Source organism: Staphylococcus ratti (genome assembly GCF_020883535.1).
Classification (GTDB): domain Bacteria; phylum Bacillota; class Bacilli; order Staphylococcales; family Staphylococcaceae; genus Staphylococcus; species Staphylococcus ratti.
Genome location: NZ_CP086654.1, coordinates 1,955,726 through 1,968,828 on the forward strand (window position 1 = coordinate 1,955,726; position 13,103 = coordinate 1,968,828).

Genomic DNA, 13,103 nt, shown 5'->3' on the forward strand with positions numbered 1-13,103 from the left:
TTACCCCTCCTTATTTATCGGTGTCACTGACACGTTTGATTGTAAAGATTGAATGGTTTGTCGTTCTGCTAAGTCGTCATTAAATGCTGTGGCTGATCCAGAGGCAATTGCAAGTTTAAGCCGTGCTTCAATCGGTAATTGCTCTACTAAACTCGCCAACATTCCAGCAACGGTACTGTCTCCAGCCCCCACCGTATTTACAACACGACCTTTTGGCGCATTGACTTTGAACGCTTGCGTGTCATCTACGTAAATCGCACCTGCTCCACCTAGAGATACGAGCACTGCTTGAGCACCACGTTCTATCAATTTTGTGGCATACGCCACTACATCTTGATCACTATCGATTTGTACATCAAACATTTCTTCTAATTCATGTTGATTCGGTTTCACAAATAAAGGTCGATACGGCAAAATACCTTCCATTAACCCTTTTTCAGCATCTACAACAAGCTGTGCTCCAGTTTTACGAACGATTTCAGCAATATCTACATACGTAGATTGAGGCAGGCTCGTTGGGACGCTCCCAGCAAGCACAACGATATCTTCTGAAGTCGTTTGTTCAATACGTTGCAATAAAGATTGGAGTTGCGCCTCAGAAATTGTAGGGCCTGACGCATTAATTTCCGTTTCTTCATGGCTTTTTAGTTTGATATTAATACGTGTATCTTCATCTACTGCTATAAAATCTGTTTGTATTCCAGCACTTTCTAATTGATGTTCAATAAAGCGACCTGGAAACCCACCTGTGAATCCTAACGCAACAGAAGATACACCTAATGTGTTCAATACTCTCGATACATTGATACCTTTTCCACCTGCAAATTTTGCAGTAGCAGTAGAACGATTTAATGCCCCTGTTCGATAATCTTCGAGAAAAACAACGTAATCAATAGAGGGGTTTAACGTCACAGTATATATCATTATTATCCTCCTAAAAATTCATAATGTGCTTTGAATAGATTGAAATCAATAGTACTAAACGCTTTTTTTGATGTAATAAGAATAGGCGTTTCATTAGTATGAAGGCGCGCAAAATAACTTTGATGAAATTTAGAGGCATCTGCTAATATATACGTTTGTAAACCTTGATGCATCGCGCTCTCTTTCATAAAAGCTTCTTGTTCATCTGGCGTCGTCAACCCGGCTTCACAGTCTATACCATTAATCCCTAAAAACACTTTATTGAATGAGTAATGCTTCAAACTATCCGCAGCTCTGGAACCAATCACTGCCAATGTCGTTGTCTTAATCGAGCCACCTATGACTATCGTACGTATACTACGCTTAATCAGTGCATCAACATGAGGCAATCCATTTGTAACAGCCGTTACGTTTTGCGCTTTAATATGTGCAATCATCTCTAGCGTTGTTGAACCAGCATCGATATAAATACAATCGCCGTCTTTAACTAATTGGGCTGCTTGTTGTGCAATTTGAATTTTTTCATCCATATGTTGTGTGCGCTTCGCCTCTAATGCCAATTCGCTTTGATTTTGAGTTAATTTGGCACCACCATGCACACGTATTAATAACCCTTCCTCTTGAAGTTTAGTTAAATCTCTGCGAATTGTGGACGCACTACATCCCGTATGTTTCATTAAATTTTGCAAAGATAGAAAATGATGTTGCGATAATGCAGCGATAATCATTCCATGCCTTTTCTCTGTCAACATTCAACCACCTCTTTTCTCTTACATTATAATGAATGCGTTTACAAAATTCAATCATGTTCTTTCAAAACCATTCAAAAACAGTCATCAAAAGACATAATTATGCCATATTTTCTTACTAAACGCTCACAAACCACCAAAAAAACATCTCATTACATGGTCATTTTCAAAATAGAAGACAAATAAAAACACACTTCAAAGCAACCCTCTTTTTAATGGTTACTTCGAAGTGCGTGCACGTATTGTTTGAAGTTTTGATGCTTATCTATTCTGCGGTTATCGTAACCGTCGCCCGATGCGCATGAGCAACGGTTGCTAACGCATCAGGATTAACACCCATTTGTATGCCCCGCTGCCCTGCACTTACAAAAATACAATCATATGCAAACATAGCGTTATCAAATACGGTGGGCAATTCTGCTTTCATCCCTATCGGCGAACAGCCGCCTCGCACATACCCAGTCACACGTTTTAAATCATCTAGTGGCATTAATTGTAATTTCTTTTGTCGTACCGCTTGTGCCGCTTTTTTCATATCTAAATGTGCAGATACAGGAATTACAAACACAAAATGCTCATGCTGCTTATTTTCAAGAACGAGCGTTTTGTACACAAATTCCGATGGGACATCTATTTTCTTTGCCACCTCTTCACCATCGACATGCATTTCTGAGACTTCAAATGTGCGAATATCATATCGCACTTTCTCCCGATCTAAACGTCGCATTGCATTCGTCTTTTTTGTCATTAAATTCACTCCAGACCAGTTGTAAACATTTTCTCTACGATATTTTTATCAGAGTTTGGCCGATCTAACGTCATAAAAGTTTGTATCATTGCTTCGTGATTGACATGTTCATTTTCCAATAGATATGTTGCAATCTGTTTAACATCCGCAGACAATTGTACGACAGAGCTGATTTCATCCAAGTCAAAATAAAATCCGACAGTTTGATGATAATCGACCGTATCTTCATCAAGTACAATCATTGGCCGATTCAAATGTGCATAATCGAACAACGCCGAAGAATAATCCGTAATTAATGCATCAGCCATTAAATAGAGTTCTTGAATATCTACCCATTCATTCATAAAGCAATGAATACGTGGATCAAGATGGCGATACGTCTCATAGAGATGGCCTTCATTAGGGTGCAATTTTACGATAACTTCGTAATGTTGAGGCAAAGTGTTAATGAGCTCTACTAAATCAAGCTCTGAAACTTTCTGACGTTTGCTTTTACGCCAAGTAGGACAAAATAAAATATAACGTGTCTTCGCATCTTGAACTTCTAAATATTTATCTTGCACTGCCATACGTTGCGTTAAATCAGCTTTATCTCTCATAAGGATGCTATTACGCGGCGCACCTTCTTGCCATATGTGTAAAGACGGGTGCTGTTTTAAATTGAACGCACTGGCCACAAGTGTTTCGTAGCGCTTAGAGCATGATAAAAGCACATCCCATTTCATCATACGCGGTGTAAAGGCTTCGCTTTGTTGTTTTCGTTCAACGCCATCTTTTAAATCATTAACCATACGTTTTAAAGGGACACCATGCCAAGTTTGAATTACTTTTTGTTGCGGATGTTTTAACAACCGGTCCCATAAGTTGCCGTTGATTACTACAAACTTAGATTGTTCGAAAGCTTTCGTATAGTCACGTGAACCGAAACGAATAGGTTGTAATCCCCATCTCCGAATCTCTATATCTACAAATTCATTTATCGAGCTCACAAATATATGTTTATTAGGAAACTGGCGCTGTATTTCAAGCGCGATAGCTTTAGGATCTCCAGAAAAGTTTTTGCCGTGAAATGATTCTATAAAAATATGATCAATGGACGGCTGTCTTTGCTGTTGTTTGCGTTGCTTAACCTTTTTTTCAATAGCAAATAGCCCTCGTCTTGAATATTGATAAAGACGCGATTTTTTATTAAATACCCGCTGAACTCGGTTAGGAAGATGATTAACAGCTTTTTTTAACGTATGCTTCATAACATAACGACTATAATAAAAAGGTATCGACGCTGTTTTATTGGCTATATCGCGAGTGTTCACCGCATGTTTATGAGCCAATGCGGCTAACTGTTCGAGCAAAGTTCCACTATAATTTTCATACTGAAATTGTTGATGAAAATACTGAAAATCATCTTTACGCATTTGTAAGGTGTACGTGCTATTAATGACATCCATCACTACTTCATAATCATGAGAAAGTTGCTTATTCAAAAATTTTACAGCATGAAATGGCGCATAAATATGCTTAAGTACATTATCCTTCCCAGGAAAAATACATGCTTGGTTGCCATCTCCAATCGCTTCAAGTATAGAATATCCCAATGTTTCATATGGAGACGTTGACAGATAAATTGCATTTTGAGGAGGTTCCTCATTAAGATGCACGTGACTTTCAAGACGATAGTAACGTATTAATCGTTCATACATTTCTAACGAAGGGCCGTACCCTTGTAAATATAAATGAACTTCTTTTTCCCCTTTAGTATGGACAATAAAATGCATTAACTTTAATGCATAGGAAATATCTTTAATTGCATCTTCAAAACGTGCTTTAATGATTAAATTATGAGTTTGAGGCTTCGGTTGCGGTTGGTACACAATGTGATCTGTATTAACGTACATTGGAAAAACGTATGGAAAATCGTATTGTGCTTTAAAGCGCGTTGCAATTTCTGGCGTACTTACACGAATTGCATCTATAGCATCCAACGCGAGATCACTTGATGTATTTAAATAAGCGAGCGGTCCATGAATTTCACCTAATATTTGAATGTGTGGTGCGCGTCGCTTCACATCACGTGCAAAAGCGAAAAAGTCTTCTCTTGTTAAAATTAACACATCACAATCTAGTAAAGATTGCGTGCGTCTGAAACTTTCAAAATGGATCTCTTCCACTTGACGCCCCGCACTTAATTTTAAATTCTGAACATGACGATTACGAAATGGTAAATAGTTGATATACGTGACCGTATGCCCTGCTTCTCGTAAAGTGTGGAGTAAATTGAGGTTACTTCGTGTCGTACCTCCTTTTTGAAATAAATTAAATCCTAAAATTTTAATATGCATAATCGATTACTCCTAAAAAAAGAATTTATTGTAGTATATCACGATTTATTAATATTTCAGTGAGGATGGGACATTACGTTTTTTACCTTTTAATACCATAAGTTTTTTGCTATGGAGAGACAACGAAATCCAATCGATTGTTGTCTCTCCTCAAAAGACTCTACTCAAATTATCCTTTTATAAAACGGCCTCGCAATTGCTTTTCAATCAAAATAACGAAACACCCTACGCCCATAAATGCGATAGACATGATTAGTGGAAATTCGATGTTCACATCATAAAGTCCTCCTGCAAATAATGGACCTACGAAATTTCCCATACTTGTAAATGTGGAGTTGATGCCTCCCGCAAAACCTTGTCTATTTCCTGCAATATTGGAAAAATAATTTGTCAATGCAGGGCGAATTAAATCAAAACCAATAAATACGATAAAACAAATGAACATAACGTACCAATATGAATGCGCAAAAATGAGTAGCCCCAATACGATTGCAGAATAAATGAGCGAATAAGTGATAAATGTTAATTCACTAAAATGGCGAATTAATTTATCAAAGAAGAAAATTTGAAATATTGCTCCAAATACCCCTCCGCCAGTAATCGCAATTGAAATGTCTGCAGGTTGGAAATTCATTTTATCCGCCGTATAAAGTGGGAATAATGTTTCAAACGCTGATAATCCAAGGGCTAAAATTAATGTAAGTATCGCTGGTGTGATAAACATTTTTAAATTTACGCCGTTCAAATTTTGGCCTTCTACATGTGTAAAGCCATGTGCTGTTTTCTGTTTTGGTGAGTGAATTAACACTACTGTACCTAAAAATGCAAATATTCCTAGAACCCCTGCAAATATAAATGGTGTTCGATGTGAAATTTCAGCTAAAAAGCCACCTATCCCTGGTCCTAAAATAAAGCCAGCCGAAATAATGGCAGACATATAACCAAAATTTCTCGCTTTATCTTTTGCTGGGGAAATATCTGCAATAAGTCCTGTAACCCCTGGCATAACCATACCTGCACTAAAGCCTCCAAGCACACGAGAAATGATAAGTGTTGGAAATGTATGACCGACCGCAAAAAGAAATTCAGATACACTGAAAAGTACGAGCCCAATACAAATGATTAACTTTTTCCCCAATTTGTCAGCTAACGTACCTCCAAATGGAGAAATTACCATTTGAGCTAAGGCAAAAACAGCAACTAAAACACCTAAATCTGCCCCAGTTAACCCAAGATCTTTTAAATAAATGGGTAGCACTGGAATGACCAGACCAATTCCTAAAAAGATTAAAAATATATTCATATATAAAACAACAAGTTGTTTTGTCATAAGCTCAAATAACCTCCTGCAATAAAAATAGTCTTTACATTATATAACAGGCAACACAAATACAAAAAGGGTTTTGAGTTGAATTCTATGATGAATTTACGTAGTGTATTTGACGGAGAAAGTTTCATATGAAAATAATGATTCAATGTATATAATTGATTCAATTTTACCATAAACTCTAATATTTAATTTCAAAGGAGGTTTCGCATGCAGGCGCGCTGTATCGCTCGATTGCTATATCTTACTTTATTGATAATAACCATAATAGCTCCAAACTATTTTAAGTTTCTTTTATTAAATATGACGCTGGCATACATTCCTTTAGAACTTGCTTACCTATTGAAATTGTTCATACCTAAACGACTTTTTGAATGGCCACTCTTTATCGTCTACCTTGCTATTTTTATATTAATGCTTCCAAACACATTTTATATGGTAACAGATCTCATTCATTTAAATCAGTTTTCATTTAGCTTTTTATCAGGGCTTGTATTAATAGAATGGCTACATTTCAGCTTGCTCATTTTAGGTGTCTTATTCGCACTTTACTGCTTTATATTAATTTCATTAGAGCTTTTTCACTTACCCTTCCCGCTAGGTATACGCTATTTCATTTTAATTGGAATGACGCTCTTAAACGGTTTAGGTATTTATGTAGGACGTTTTTTACGTTTTCATAGCGTGCATGTCATTAATAATCCTTTTTCAGTCATCTTATCTACATTAAAGTCTATTGATGGGCCAGCTATAGCATTTATTTTGTTAATGGCTACGATTCAAAGTGTGTTATTGCTTTGTTTGAAAGGAGTTAGAGCACGACCATGATATTACTCATTCTACTCATTATTATTTCTCAATGCATTATGGCTGTCCTACTGTATCAACTCCAGTGGACATTACCATGGTCTATTGCCCTATTCTTCTTACCTTTTGGAATCGGTTTATTTTTAATACAATTGTTGTATTATGAACGTCGCTTCCCAGATTGGCGCGTATCTTTCTCAACAAAATTACGCCTGAAATATATGTATATTCTCACTTTCTTTGAATTTGTCTTTTTGTATTTACTTTTATTTGTGGTTAAATAGAGATATTACATCCTAGGAGGCAAAGTATGAAGGCACGTCAAATGCAACATCCCACGTGGAGAGACTTGTGGGCCTTTTTGATTTATTTTGTTTTTTCACAAGTCCTTCTCACTGCGCTAACCTTTTTCTTCCCAGCGTTCCATCACTCTAAAGCCATGCAACCAATGGCTTTTCTTTTGGTTAGTGCGCTTACTTCATTATGCGTGATTGGTTTTCTCGCGTGGTCTCATCGACATCAATTAAAATCCAAAATCGTTCATCAATTGAAAACATTGAAAGGTTATGCACGCGCCATTCTCCTTTCCTATGTCATATATATCATTATAAACGCCTTTGTTGTTCGTGCTTTAAATTATTTGCCAAAAACTTGGCAGTTTAATAACACGGCAAATCAAAAAGCGTTATTAATGTTATTTCAAGATAAAAGTTGGTTGCCGTTAGTATTTATTGTCTTAGTTGTGCTGACGCCGATTACTGAAGAATTACTCTTTAGACATATCCTTATCGGAGAACTTGGCAAAAAATTTGGGTTCATCACAATGGGAAGCCTCTCCGTCTTGATTTTTACATTGCTTCACGTCCAAACTGCTGCAACTCCTTTTGAAGCAATTCCTTATTTAATGATGGCATTACTATTTGTTTTTATGTATATTTACACGCGTTGCAACATAGTTGTTTCTATCGTCTTACATATGATTGTTAATGGCATCTCGTTTTTATCCATCATCCTACAAAATGTTTCATAATACGCAAAACTAGAGTAAAGTTAGAAATTTGGCTGTCCTAACCGTTTACTCTAGTTTTGATCATTTCTGAAGCTATGTTAACCTTTTAAAGTCGACTTTAATTCACGCACTGCCTCCGCAGAATGTTTAAATTGTTGTTGCTCTTCTTCTGTTAAATCTAATTCTATTATTTTTTCGACGCCGCGAGACCCTAACAATGTAGGGACACCAATATATAAATCCTCTAAGTCGTATGGGCCATCACAATAAGCAATACTTGGTAAGACACGTTTTTTATCTAAAATAATGGCTTCGACCATTTCATAAACTGCTGCAGAAGGTGCATAATAAGCCGAGCCGTCTCCAAGCAGTTTGACGATTTCCGCACCACCATTTTGCGTACGTTTAACGATTTCTTGAATTTTTTCTTGAGGCAATAATTCATTTAAAGGAATGCCATTCACTTGGCTATGACGAATTAAAGGCACCATAGTATCTCCGTGACCGCCTAAAACTAAGCCATGCACATCGTTAACCGCGATACCTAAAGCTTCTGCTACAAATGTATTAAAGCGCGCTGAATCAAGAATGCCAGATTGCCCCATCACACGTTCACTTGAAAAACCTGATTTTTTATAAACTGTATACGTCATTGCATCGACCGGATTAGTTAAAACAATAATCTTACACTCCGGTGAATACTGGACAATTTGTTCCGTAACTTCAATCATCACTTGTTCGTTTGTCTGAATTAATTCGTCACGTGTCATTCCCGGTAATCGAGGAACGCCAGCTGTAATCACTACTACATCAGAGCCCGCTGTATCTCTGTAATCCACTGTTGATTTTACATGTGTATCAAATCCTAATATCGAGCCACTTTGTAAAATATCAAGTGTTTTCCCTTTAATTTTATCTTTATTTTTTTCACGATCTACTAAAATAACATCTGCAATATCACGTAACGCAATAATAAATGCAAGTGTCGAACCCGTATGCCCAGAACCTATGATTGATACTTTTTTACGCTTCATTTAAGTTCTCCCCCTTATTGTATGCTCAACTTCATTATAGCACTGAACATCTTAAATGGTATGCAAAAATGTAAGCGCTTTTTTATAAAAAGAAATAAAATCGGATAAATGAACAAGGCGCTGGCCTCTCAGTCATCCGATAGTCATGTTTCGGTATTAGCGATGGAGTGCGAAAAATACGTTTAAAATGACTGCAAATATGCCTACGATACACAATGTCATAACACATAGTAATAAACTTAATTTGCCATATTTCAACAAGAAAGCAATAAATGTTGCTATGACGTGATACACCATAAATACACCTATCGTGGCAACAAACCAAATGAGCTGCGGTGAAAATAGTAGTACCGTCATCATCACAATCGCAAAAATAACATAAGGTAATGCGATCATATTACGAATAAAAATAAATTGTTGTCGTTTGGAATTATGAGCCATGCTTCATTCTCCTTTTCTTTACTTACAAAATGTCATACTTTTGCATAGCAGTATAAATATTAAATCAACCTTTAAGTCTTGATATCATAAAATCTTCGTATATTGTAAATATGAGTCATATTGAGTGATTGCAATTCTTTTGTATGTAAGGCACCACATTTCTACTGTTAGCTAAATTGTAACACATCTAACTGATTTCTTAATTTCGGCTTGTCTAATTGTTCCCCAATAAATACAAGTGTGAGTGGAACTGCTACCTCACCTATACTTTCTAACGATGGCACCGGATGCGAATATTGAAAAGCCATCGTTTCGCCAGGCTGTTCTCTGAATTTAATAAATCCTTTGACCCTTAGTAATGTTTCAGGGAATTTTAAAATAAATGCGACAAACGCCTCGTGAGCAATAGGACCTTGAAATGTGTACGTCATACTTTGGAAGACAGGATGTCCTTGAGATTGCTCTAAATCTAAAGATATCGCTTCACTTTCATATGTAAAAGGTTGCGCCGTTTCTCCAAAAGAGGTCCATACACGCTCACTGTTAGGCGCATATTCTTGAATTGTCTTCTCTATTTCCTCACGCTGAGCTTCGCCCTCTAACAAGTCAATTTTATTAATTATAACGTAATGACTTGCGCGCATTTGATCTTCTAATAATCGTTGTTTATCCCGACGATAACTCACCTTTTTTAAAATATCAGGGGCAGCCACAATTGTAATGACTTGAGGTGCGTAAACTAAATTAACAAGGCTAGGATCTTCACATGCAAGTAACATATCAATTGGGTTGGCAATACCTGTCGCCTCTATTACGATGTGTTCCACTTGATTAGTGGCTATTAAATGTTGTATGGTACTCACTAGTTCACTTTGTAAGTCACAACAAACACACCCATGCATTAAAGACACTTTGGTTTCTAAATAGGTTAAAAGTTGCCCATCCATATCAAAGTTGCCAAATTCGTTTACTATTAGCGCGACTTTCTCATCATTTTTTAATATTTGGGGCATATACTTGTTTAAGAATGTGGTTTTACCGCTTCCAAGAAAGCCGTTTACAATTGTAACTTTTACTTTATTTTTTAACATAAAATCTAACCTTTCTCTTAAATACACAACAAATTTTCAAGAATGTATGTTTAAATCTCTCTTTTAGCTTGATTAAGTGGGGAGAATCTTCTAAAATTACTGCATGCTTTATTTTTAGCATAGCATAGATTTAAGTAGAGCGACTTAAATCCACTCTAATTATGGACGGATTCCCATCCGAGAGAGAGAAATACGGATAGAATGTCTGGAGGAAAAAAATATTATGTCTGATCATCTTAATTTAAAAGAGCAAGTATGTTTCAGTTTGTATAATGCACAACGTCAAGTGAATCGTTATTATTCAAACAAAATATTCAAAAAGTACAACTTAACGTATCCACAATTTCTAGTTTTAGAAATTTTGTGGAATCAGTCACCTGTTAACGTTAAAAAAGTTGTAACTGACCTAGCGTTAGATACAGGTACTGTCTCGCCATTATTAAAGAGAATGGAGCAAATCGATTTAATTAAACGAGAACGTTCTGAAATTGATCAACGTGAAGTTTATGTACATCTTACTGAAAAAAGCGAAAGCATCAAACCTGAATTGGAAAATGCTTCTAAAACAGTAGCTGAGGCATCTTCACTAGACCCCGATGAAATTAAGGAATTGAACCGTTTACTTGATAAAATCATTACTGCTTTTAGTGAATCAAAATAATTGAGTGTGCAGATTAACTTCAGTGAAGGTGTATAATGTTCGACTTATGCACCCTATTCTAACTAATTGGATTAAAATAAGATTATTTAGCATATTGACGAAGAAGTAAAACAACCTTGCTTCTTCCGCCATATTTAAAGCAAGGAAAATGCTTTAAGCGCTCGGCGTGGAACAAAGCGTACACGAACTTTAAGCATTATTCCACACCTATAAAAAACACGTAACGTCTTTAAATCATTAAAGACATTACGTGCTTTTTTATGGGATCGTGTTGAAGTGAAATGTACGCTTGCGTCTCACCCATTTTTCGATTAGTCTATTTCGTCTGTTATATATGGCTTCAGTTGTCCATCAACCATCACATATACTGTATCGAATGCTTCTAGTATCTCTAAATCATGCGTTGCAACAATAAGTGTTTCTGCGCTCCTATGAATTTGCTTCATAATGTCTGAAACTCTCTGCCTGTCTATTCCTCGTGTAGGCTCGTCTAAAATCCATACTGGCGCTTGTTTTAACCATAAACGAGCAATCGCTAACCTTTGAAACTCTCCACCAGATAAGGCAGTGCGATTTAATGTGACCGCCCGTGATAATGGGATATTTTCTAAACCGACACGTTGCAACGCCTCTAAACACGCCTCGTCAGAGTGTGACGTTAGTAAATTTTCTCTCACTGTACCGTCAAAAAATTGCGCTTCTTGTATTAATGGGTTAATTTGTGTCAACCAATGTGAGCGGTGAAAATCAGACACGCCCCCTATTTCGAAGGACCCTTCTGAGACGGGATACACACCCATCAACACATTTAATAGCGTAGATTTCCCAGAACCCGAAGCGCCTAATATTGCGATATGTTCACCTTTTTTAATTTCGAGATGAATCTCTTTAAGGGTATCACGTTGCTGTGTTGGGAAGCGATGTCCTACATGTTTTAACTCGAAAAGCACTTCTTGACTTTTTATCTTTGAAACATCAACCTTTTGCTTTCCTTCGCTTAATGAATCCATCTTCATTACACTCTCTAGTTGTTGTTTCGCTTGATCTGTTTCACTCTTATAATAAGCCACTTGACTCATCATTACATGTTGTTCAAATAAGGTTAATAACATCAACACTGTACTCGTAGCAAGGATAGGATCAAACTTTCCTTGCTGGACTTGAATTGTAATAAAAGCAACTGTTAAAAAGATCGCAAACATACTTATAAGATTTAACGTAAACTGATAGAAAATATGGAACAATTGCTCTTTGTGCTCGGTTTCACTTAAGTCACTTTCCGATTCAAGTAGTAGGTTTTCATAGGAATGAACTTGATTGAAACGTTTTAACTCTTCATACCCTAAAACATAATCGAAATATTGATGCATCAGACGTGTATAATTCGTATCTAACTTTCGTTTTATCATGCGGGCGCGTTTAACACTTAACCAAGGTACAATCCAAAGTGATAATATTACGACAATGACAATAATAAGTGCATGCCATATTGAAAAAAACGTGACTGCTAATACCGTCAATACGCTTGTTAATCCAATAACAATAGGCGGATAATAAACGCGTAAATAAATATTTTGTAACGACTCAATTTGTGACACCATACGCCCTAATAAATCACTTGTTTTAAATTGACGAAAGACATTAGGAACAATTGGAATTAAGGACTGATAAAAATGAACGCGAACATCCTTTAACATCGTAAATGTCGCTCGATGCGATAAAAGTCGCTCATAATAACGCGTAATAGCACGTGTAAACCCGAATAATTTCACACTTACGATTAATCCCATTAATGCGAATAATGGTGCGCCGAGTGCACTTTGCGTAATCATATATCCACTTAAAAAGAACATCGCCAATGCTACACTACTCCCAAGCACACTTAATACAATAGCCCCCACAATATCTCGGTTCCACTTAATATTTAAAGTTGCATTAATTCGTTTTGGCATCATTTTCCTCCTTTCTTAAAC

General features: G+C 36.5%; 13 protein-coding genes. 4 read left to right on the top strand and 9 right to left on the bottom strand.

What is annotated here, in order from left to right; genetic code table 11:
• The 5 genes from pfkB to norA all read right to left on the bottom strand — a co-directional run bounded on the left by pfkB (nt 1) and on the right by norA (nt 6,090).
• Nucleotides 1-924: a 1-phosphofructokinase gene (gene pfkB / locus LN051_RS09495; RefSeq protein WP_229292294.1), complete on the bottom strand. Its 924-nt coding sequence runs from the start codon at nt 922-924 to the stop codon at nt 1-3.
• A 2-nt stretch (nt 925-926) separates the two neighbouring features.
• Nucleotides 927-1,676 carry a DeoR/GlpR family DNA-binding transcription regulator gene (locus LN051_RS09500; RefSeq protein WP_229292295.1) on the bottom strand — a complete coding sequence of 250 codons (750 nt, stop codon included), beginning with the start codon at nt 1,674-1,676 and terminating at the stop codon, nt 927-929.
• A gap of 262 nt (nt 1,677-1,938) precedes the next feature.
• Nucleotides 1,939-2,421, bottom strand: coding sequence for a Cys-tRNA(Pro) deacylase (gene ybaK, locus LN051_RS09505; protein ID WP_229292296.1), 483 nt, complete (start codon nt 2,419-2,421; stop codon nt 1,939-1,941).
• A gap of 5 nt (nt 2,422-2,426) precedes the next feature.
• The gene (locus LN051_RS09510; RefSeq protein ID WP_229292297.1) at nt 2,427-4,760 is read right to left on the bottom strand and encodes a CDP-glycerol glycerophosphotransferase family protein; all 2,334 of its coding nucleotides are present in this window, start codon (nt 4,758-4,760) and stop codon (nt 2,427-2,429) included.
• A gap of 169 nt (nt 4,761-4,929) precedes the next feature.
• Nucleotides 4,930-6,090, bottom strand: coding sequence for a multidrug efflux MFS transporter NorA (gene norA / locus LN051_RS09515; RefSeq protein ID WP_229292298.1), 1,161 nt, complete (start codon nt 6,088-6,090; stop codon nt 4,930-4,932).
• Nucleotides 6,091-6,297: 207 nt separating this feature from the next.
• On the opposite strand from norA, the gene LN051_RS09520 reads away from it, so the two are divergent.
• Genes LN051_RS09520 through LN051_RS09530 form a run of 3 tightly spaced genes read left to right on the top strand, consistent with a single transcriptional unit; the run spans nt 6,298 to nt 7,924 of the window.
• A complete protein-coding gene (locus tag LN051_RS09520; RefSeq protein ID WP_229292299.1) occupies nt 6,298-6,915 on the top strand; it encodes a DUF1361 domain-containing protein in 618 nt (205 codons plus the stop codon).
• Nucleotides 6,912-7,178, top strand: coding sequence for a hypothetical protein (locus tag LN051_RS09525; protein ID WP_229292300.1), 267 nt, complete (start codon nt 6,912-6,914; stop codon nt 7,176-7,178). The genes LN051_RS09520 and LN051_RS09525 overlap by 4 nt, the downstream gene beginning before the upstream one ends.
• Before the next feature lie 26 nt (nt 7,179-7,204).
• Complete coding sequence (locus LN051_RS09530) at nt 7,205-7,924, top strand: CPBP family intramembrane glutamic endopeptidase (protein ID WP_229292301.1); 720 nt, start codon at nt 7,205-7,207, stop codon at nt 7,922-7,924.
• 77 nt (nt 7,925-8,001) lie between these two features.
• Here LN051_RS09530 and mdh read toward each other — a convergent pair whose 3' ends face one another.
• The 3 genes from mdh to LN051_RS09545 form a co-directional block, all read right to left on the bottom strand.
• Nucleotides 8,002-8,937: a malate dehydrogenase gene (gene mdh, locus LN051_RS09535; RefSeq protein WP_229292302.1), complete on the bottom strand. Its 936-nt coding sequence runs from the start codon at nt 8,935-8,937 to the stop codon at nt 8,002-8,004.
• A gap of 156 nt (nt 8,938-9,093) precedes the next feature.
• Nucleotides 9,094-9,378, bottom strand: a complete 285-nt coding sequence (locus LN051_RS09540) for a hypothetical protein (protein WP_229292303.1) — start codon at nt 9,376-9,378, stop codon at nt 9,094-9,096.
• A 167-nt stretch (nt 9,379-9,545) separates the two neighbouring features.
• Nucleotides 9,546-10,469 carry a CobW family GTP-binding protein gene (locus LN051_RS09545; protein ID WP_229292304.1) on the bottom strand — a complete coding sequence of 308 codons (924 nt, stop codon included), beginning with the start codon at nt 10,467-10,469 and terminating at the stop codon, nt 9,546-9,548.
• A 223-nt stretch (nt 10,470-10,692) separates the two neighbouring features.
• Between LN051_RS09545 and mgrA the strand changes: the two genes are divergently transcribed.
• Complete coding sequence (gene mgrA / locus LN051_RS09550; RefSeq protein ID WP_229292305.1) at nt 10,693-11,130, top strand: global transcriptional regulator MgrA; 438 nt, start codon at nt 10,693-10,695, stop codon at nt 11,128-11,130.
• A gap of 311 nt (nt 11,131-11,441) precedes the next feature.
• On the opposite strand, the gene LN051_RS09555 is transcribed toward mgrA, so the two are convergent.
• Nucleotides 11,442-13,082 (bottom strand): amino acid ABC transporter ATP-binding/permease protein, encoded by a 1,641-nt coding sequence (locus LN051_RS09555; RefSeq protein WP_229292306.1) that lies wholly within the window; start codon nt 13,080-13,082, stop codon nt 11,442-11,444.
• Between the last annotated feature and the right edge of the window lie 21 nt (nt 13,083-13,103).

Bases quoted from the DNA above. Each gene is read 5' to 3' on its own strand.
- pfkB (WP_229292294.1), bottom strand. From the start codon at position 924: ATGATATATACTGTGACGTTAAACCCCTCTATTGATTACGTTGTTTTT.
- LN051_RS09500 (WP_229292295.1), bottom strand. From the start codon at position 1,676: ATGTTGACAGAGAAAAGGCATGGAATGATTATCGCTGCATTATCGCAA.
- ybaK (WP_229292296.1), bottom strand. From the start codon at position 2,421: ATGACAAAAAAGACGAATGCAATGCGACGTTTAGATCGGGAGAAAGTG.
- LN051_RS09510 (WP_229292297.1), bottom strand. From the start codon at position 4,760: ATGCATATTAAAATTTTAGGATTTAATTTATTTCAAAAAGGAGGTACG.
- norA (WP_229292298.1), bottom strand. From the start codon at position 6,090: ATGACAAAACAACTTGTTGTTTTATATATGAATATATTTTTAATCTTT.
- LN051_RS09520 (WP_229292299.1), top strand. From the start codon at position 6,298: ATGCAGGCGCGCTGTATCGCTCGATTGCTATATCTTACTTTATTGATA.
- LN051_RS09525 (WP_229292300.1), top strand. From the start codon at position 6,912: ATGATATTACTCATTCTACTCATTATTATTTCTCAATGCATTATGGCT.
- LN051_RS09530 (WP_229292301.1), top strand. From the start codon at position 7,205: ATGAAGGCACGTCAAATGCAACATCCCACGTGGAGAGACTTGTGGGCC.
- mdh (WP_229292302.1), bottom strand. From the start codon at position 8,937: ATGAAGCGTAAAAAAGTATCAATCATAGGTTCTGGGCATACGGGTTCG.
- LN051_RS09540 (WP_229292303.1), bottom strand. From the start codon at position 9,378: ATGGCTCATAATTCCAAACGACAACAATTTATTTTTATTCGTAATATG.
- LN051_RS09545 (WP_229292304.1), bottom strand. From the start codon at position 10,469: ATGTTAAAAAATAAAGTAAAAGTTACAATTGTAAACGGCTTTCTTGGA.
- mgrA (WP_229292305.1), top strand. From the start codon at position 10,693: ATGTCTGATCATCTTAATTTAAAAGAGCAAGTATGTTTCAGTTTGTAT.
- LN051_RS09555 (WP_229292306.1), bottom strand. From the start codon at position 13,082: ATGCCAAAACGAATTAATGCAACTTTAAATATTAAGTGGAACCGAGAT.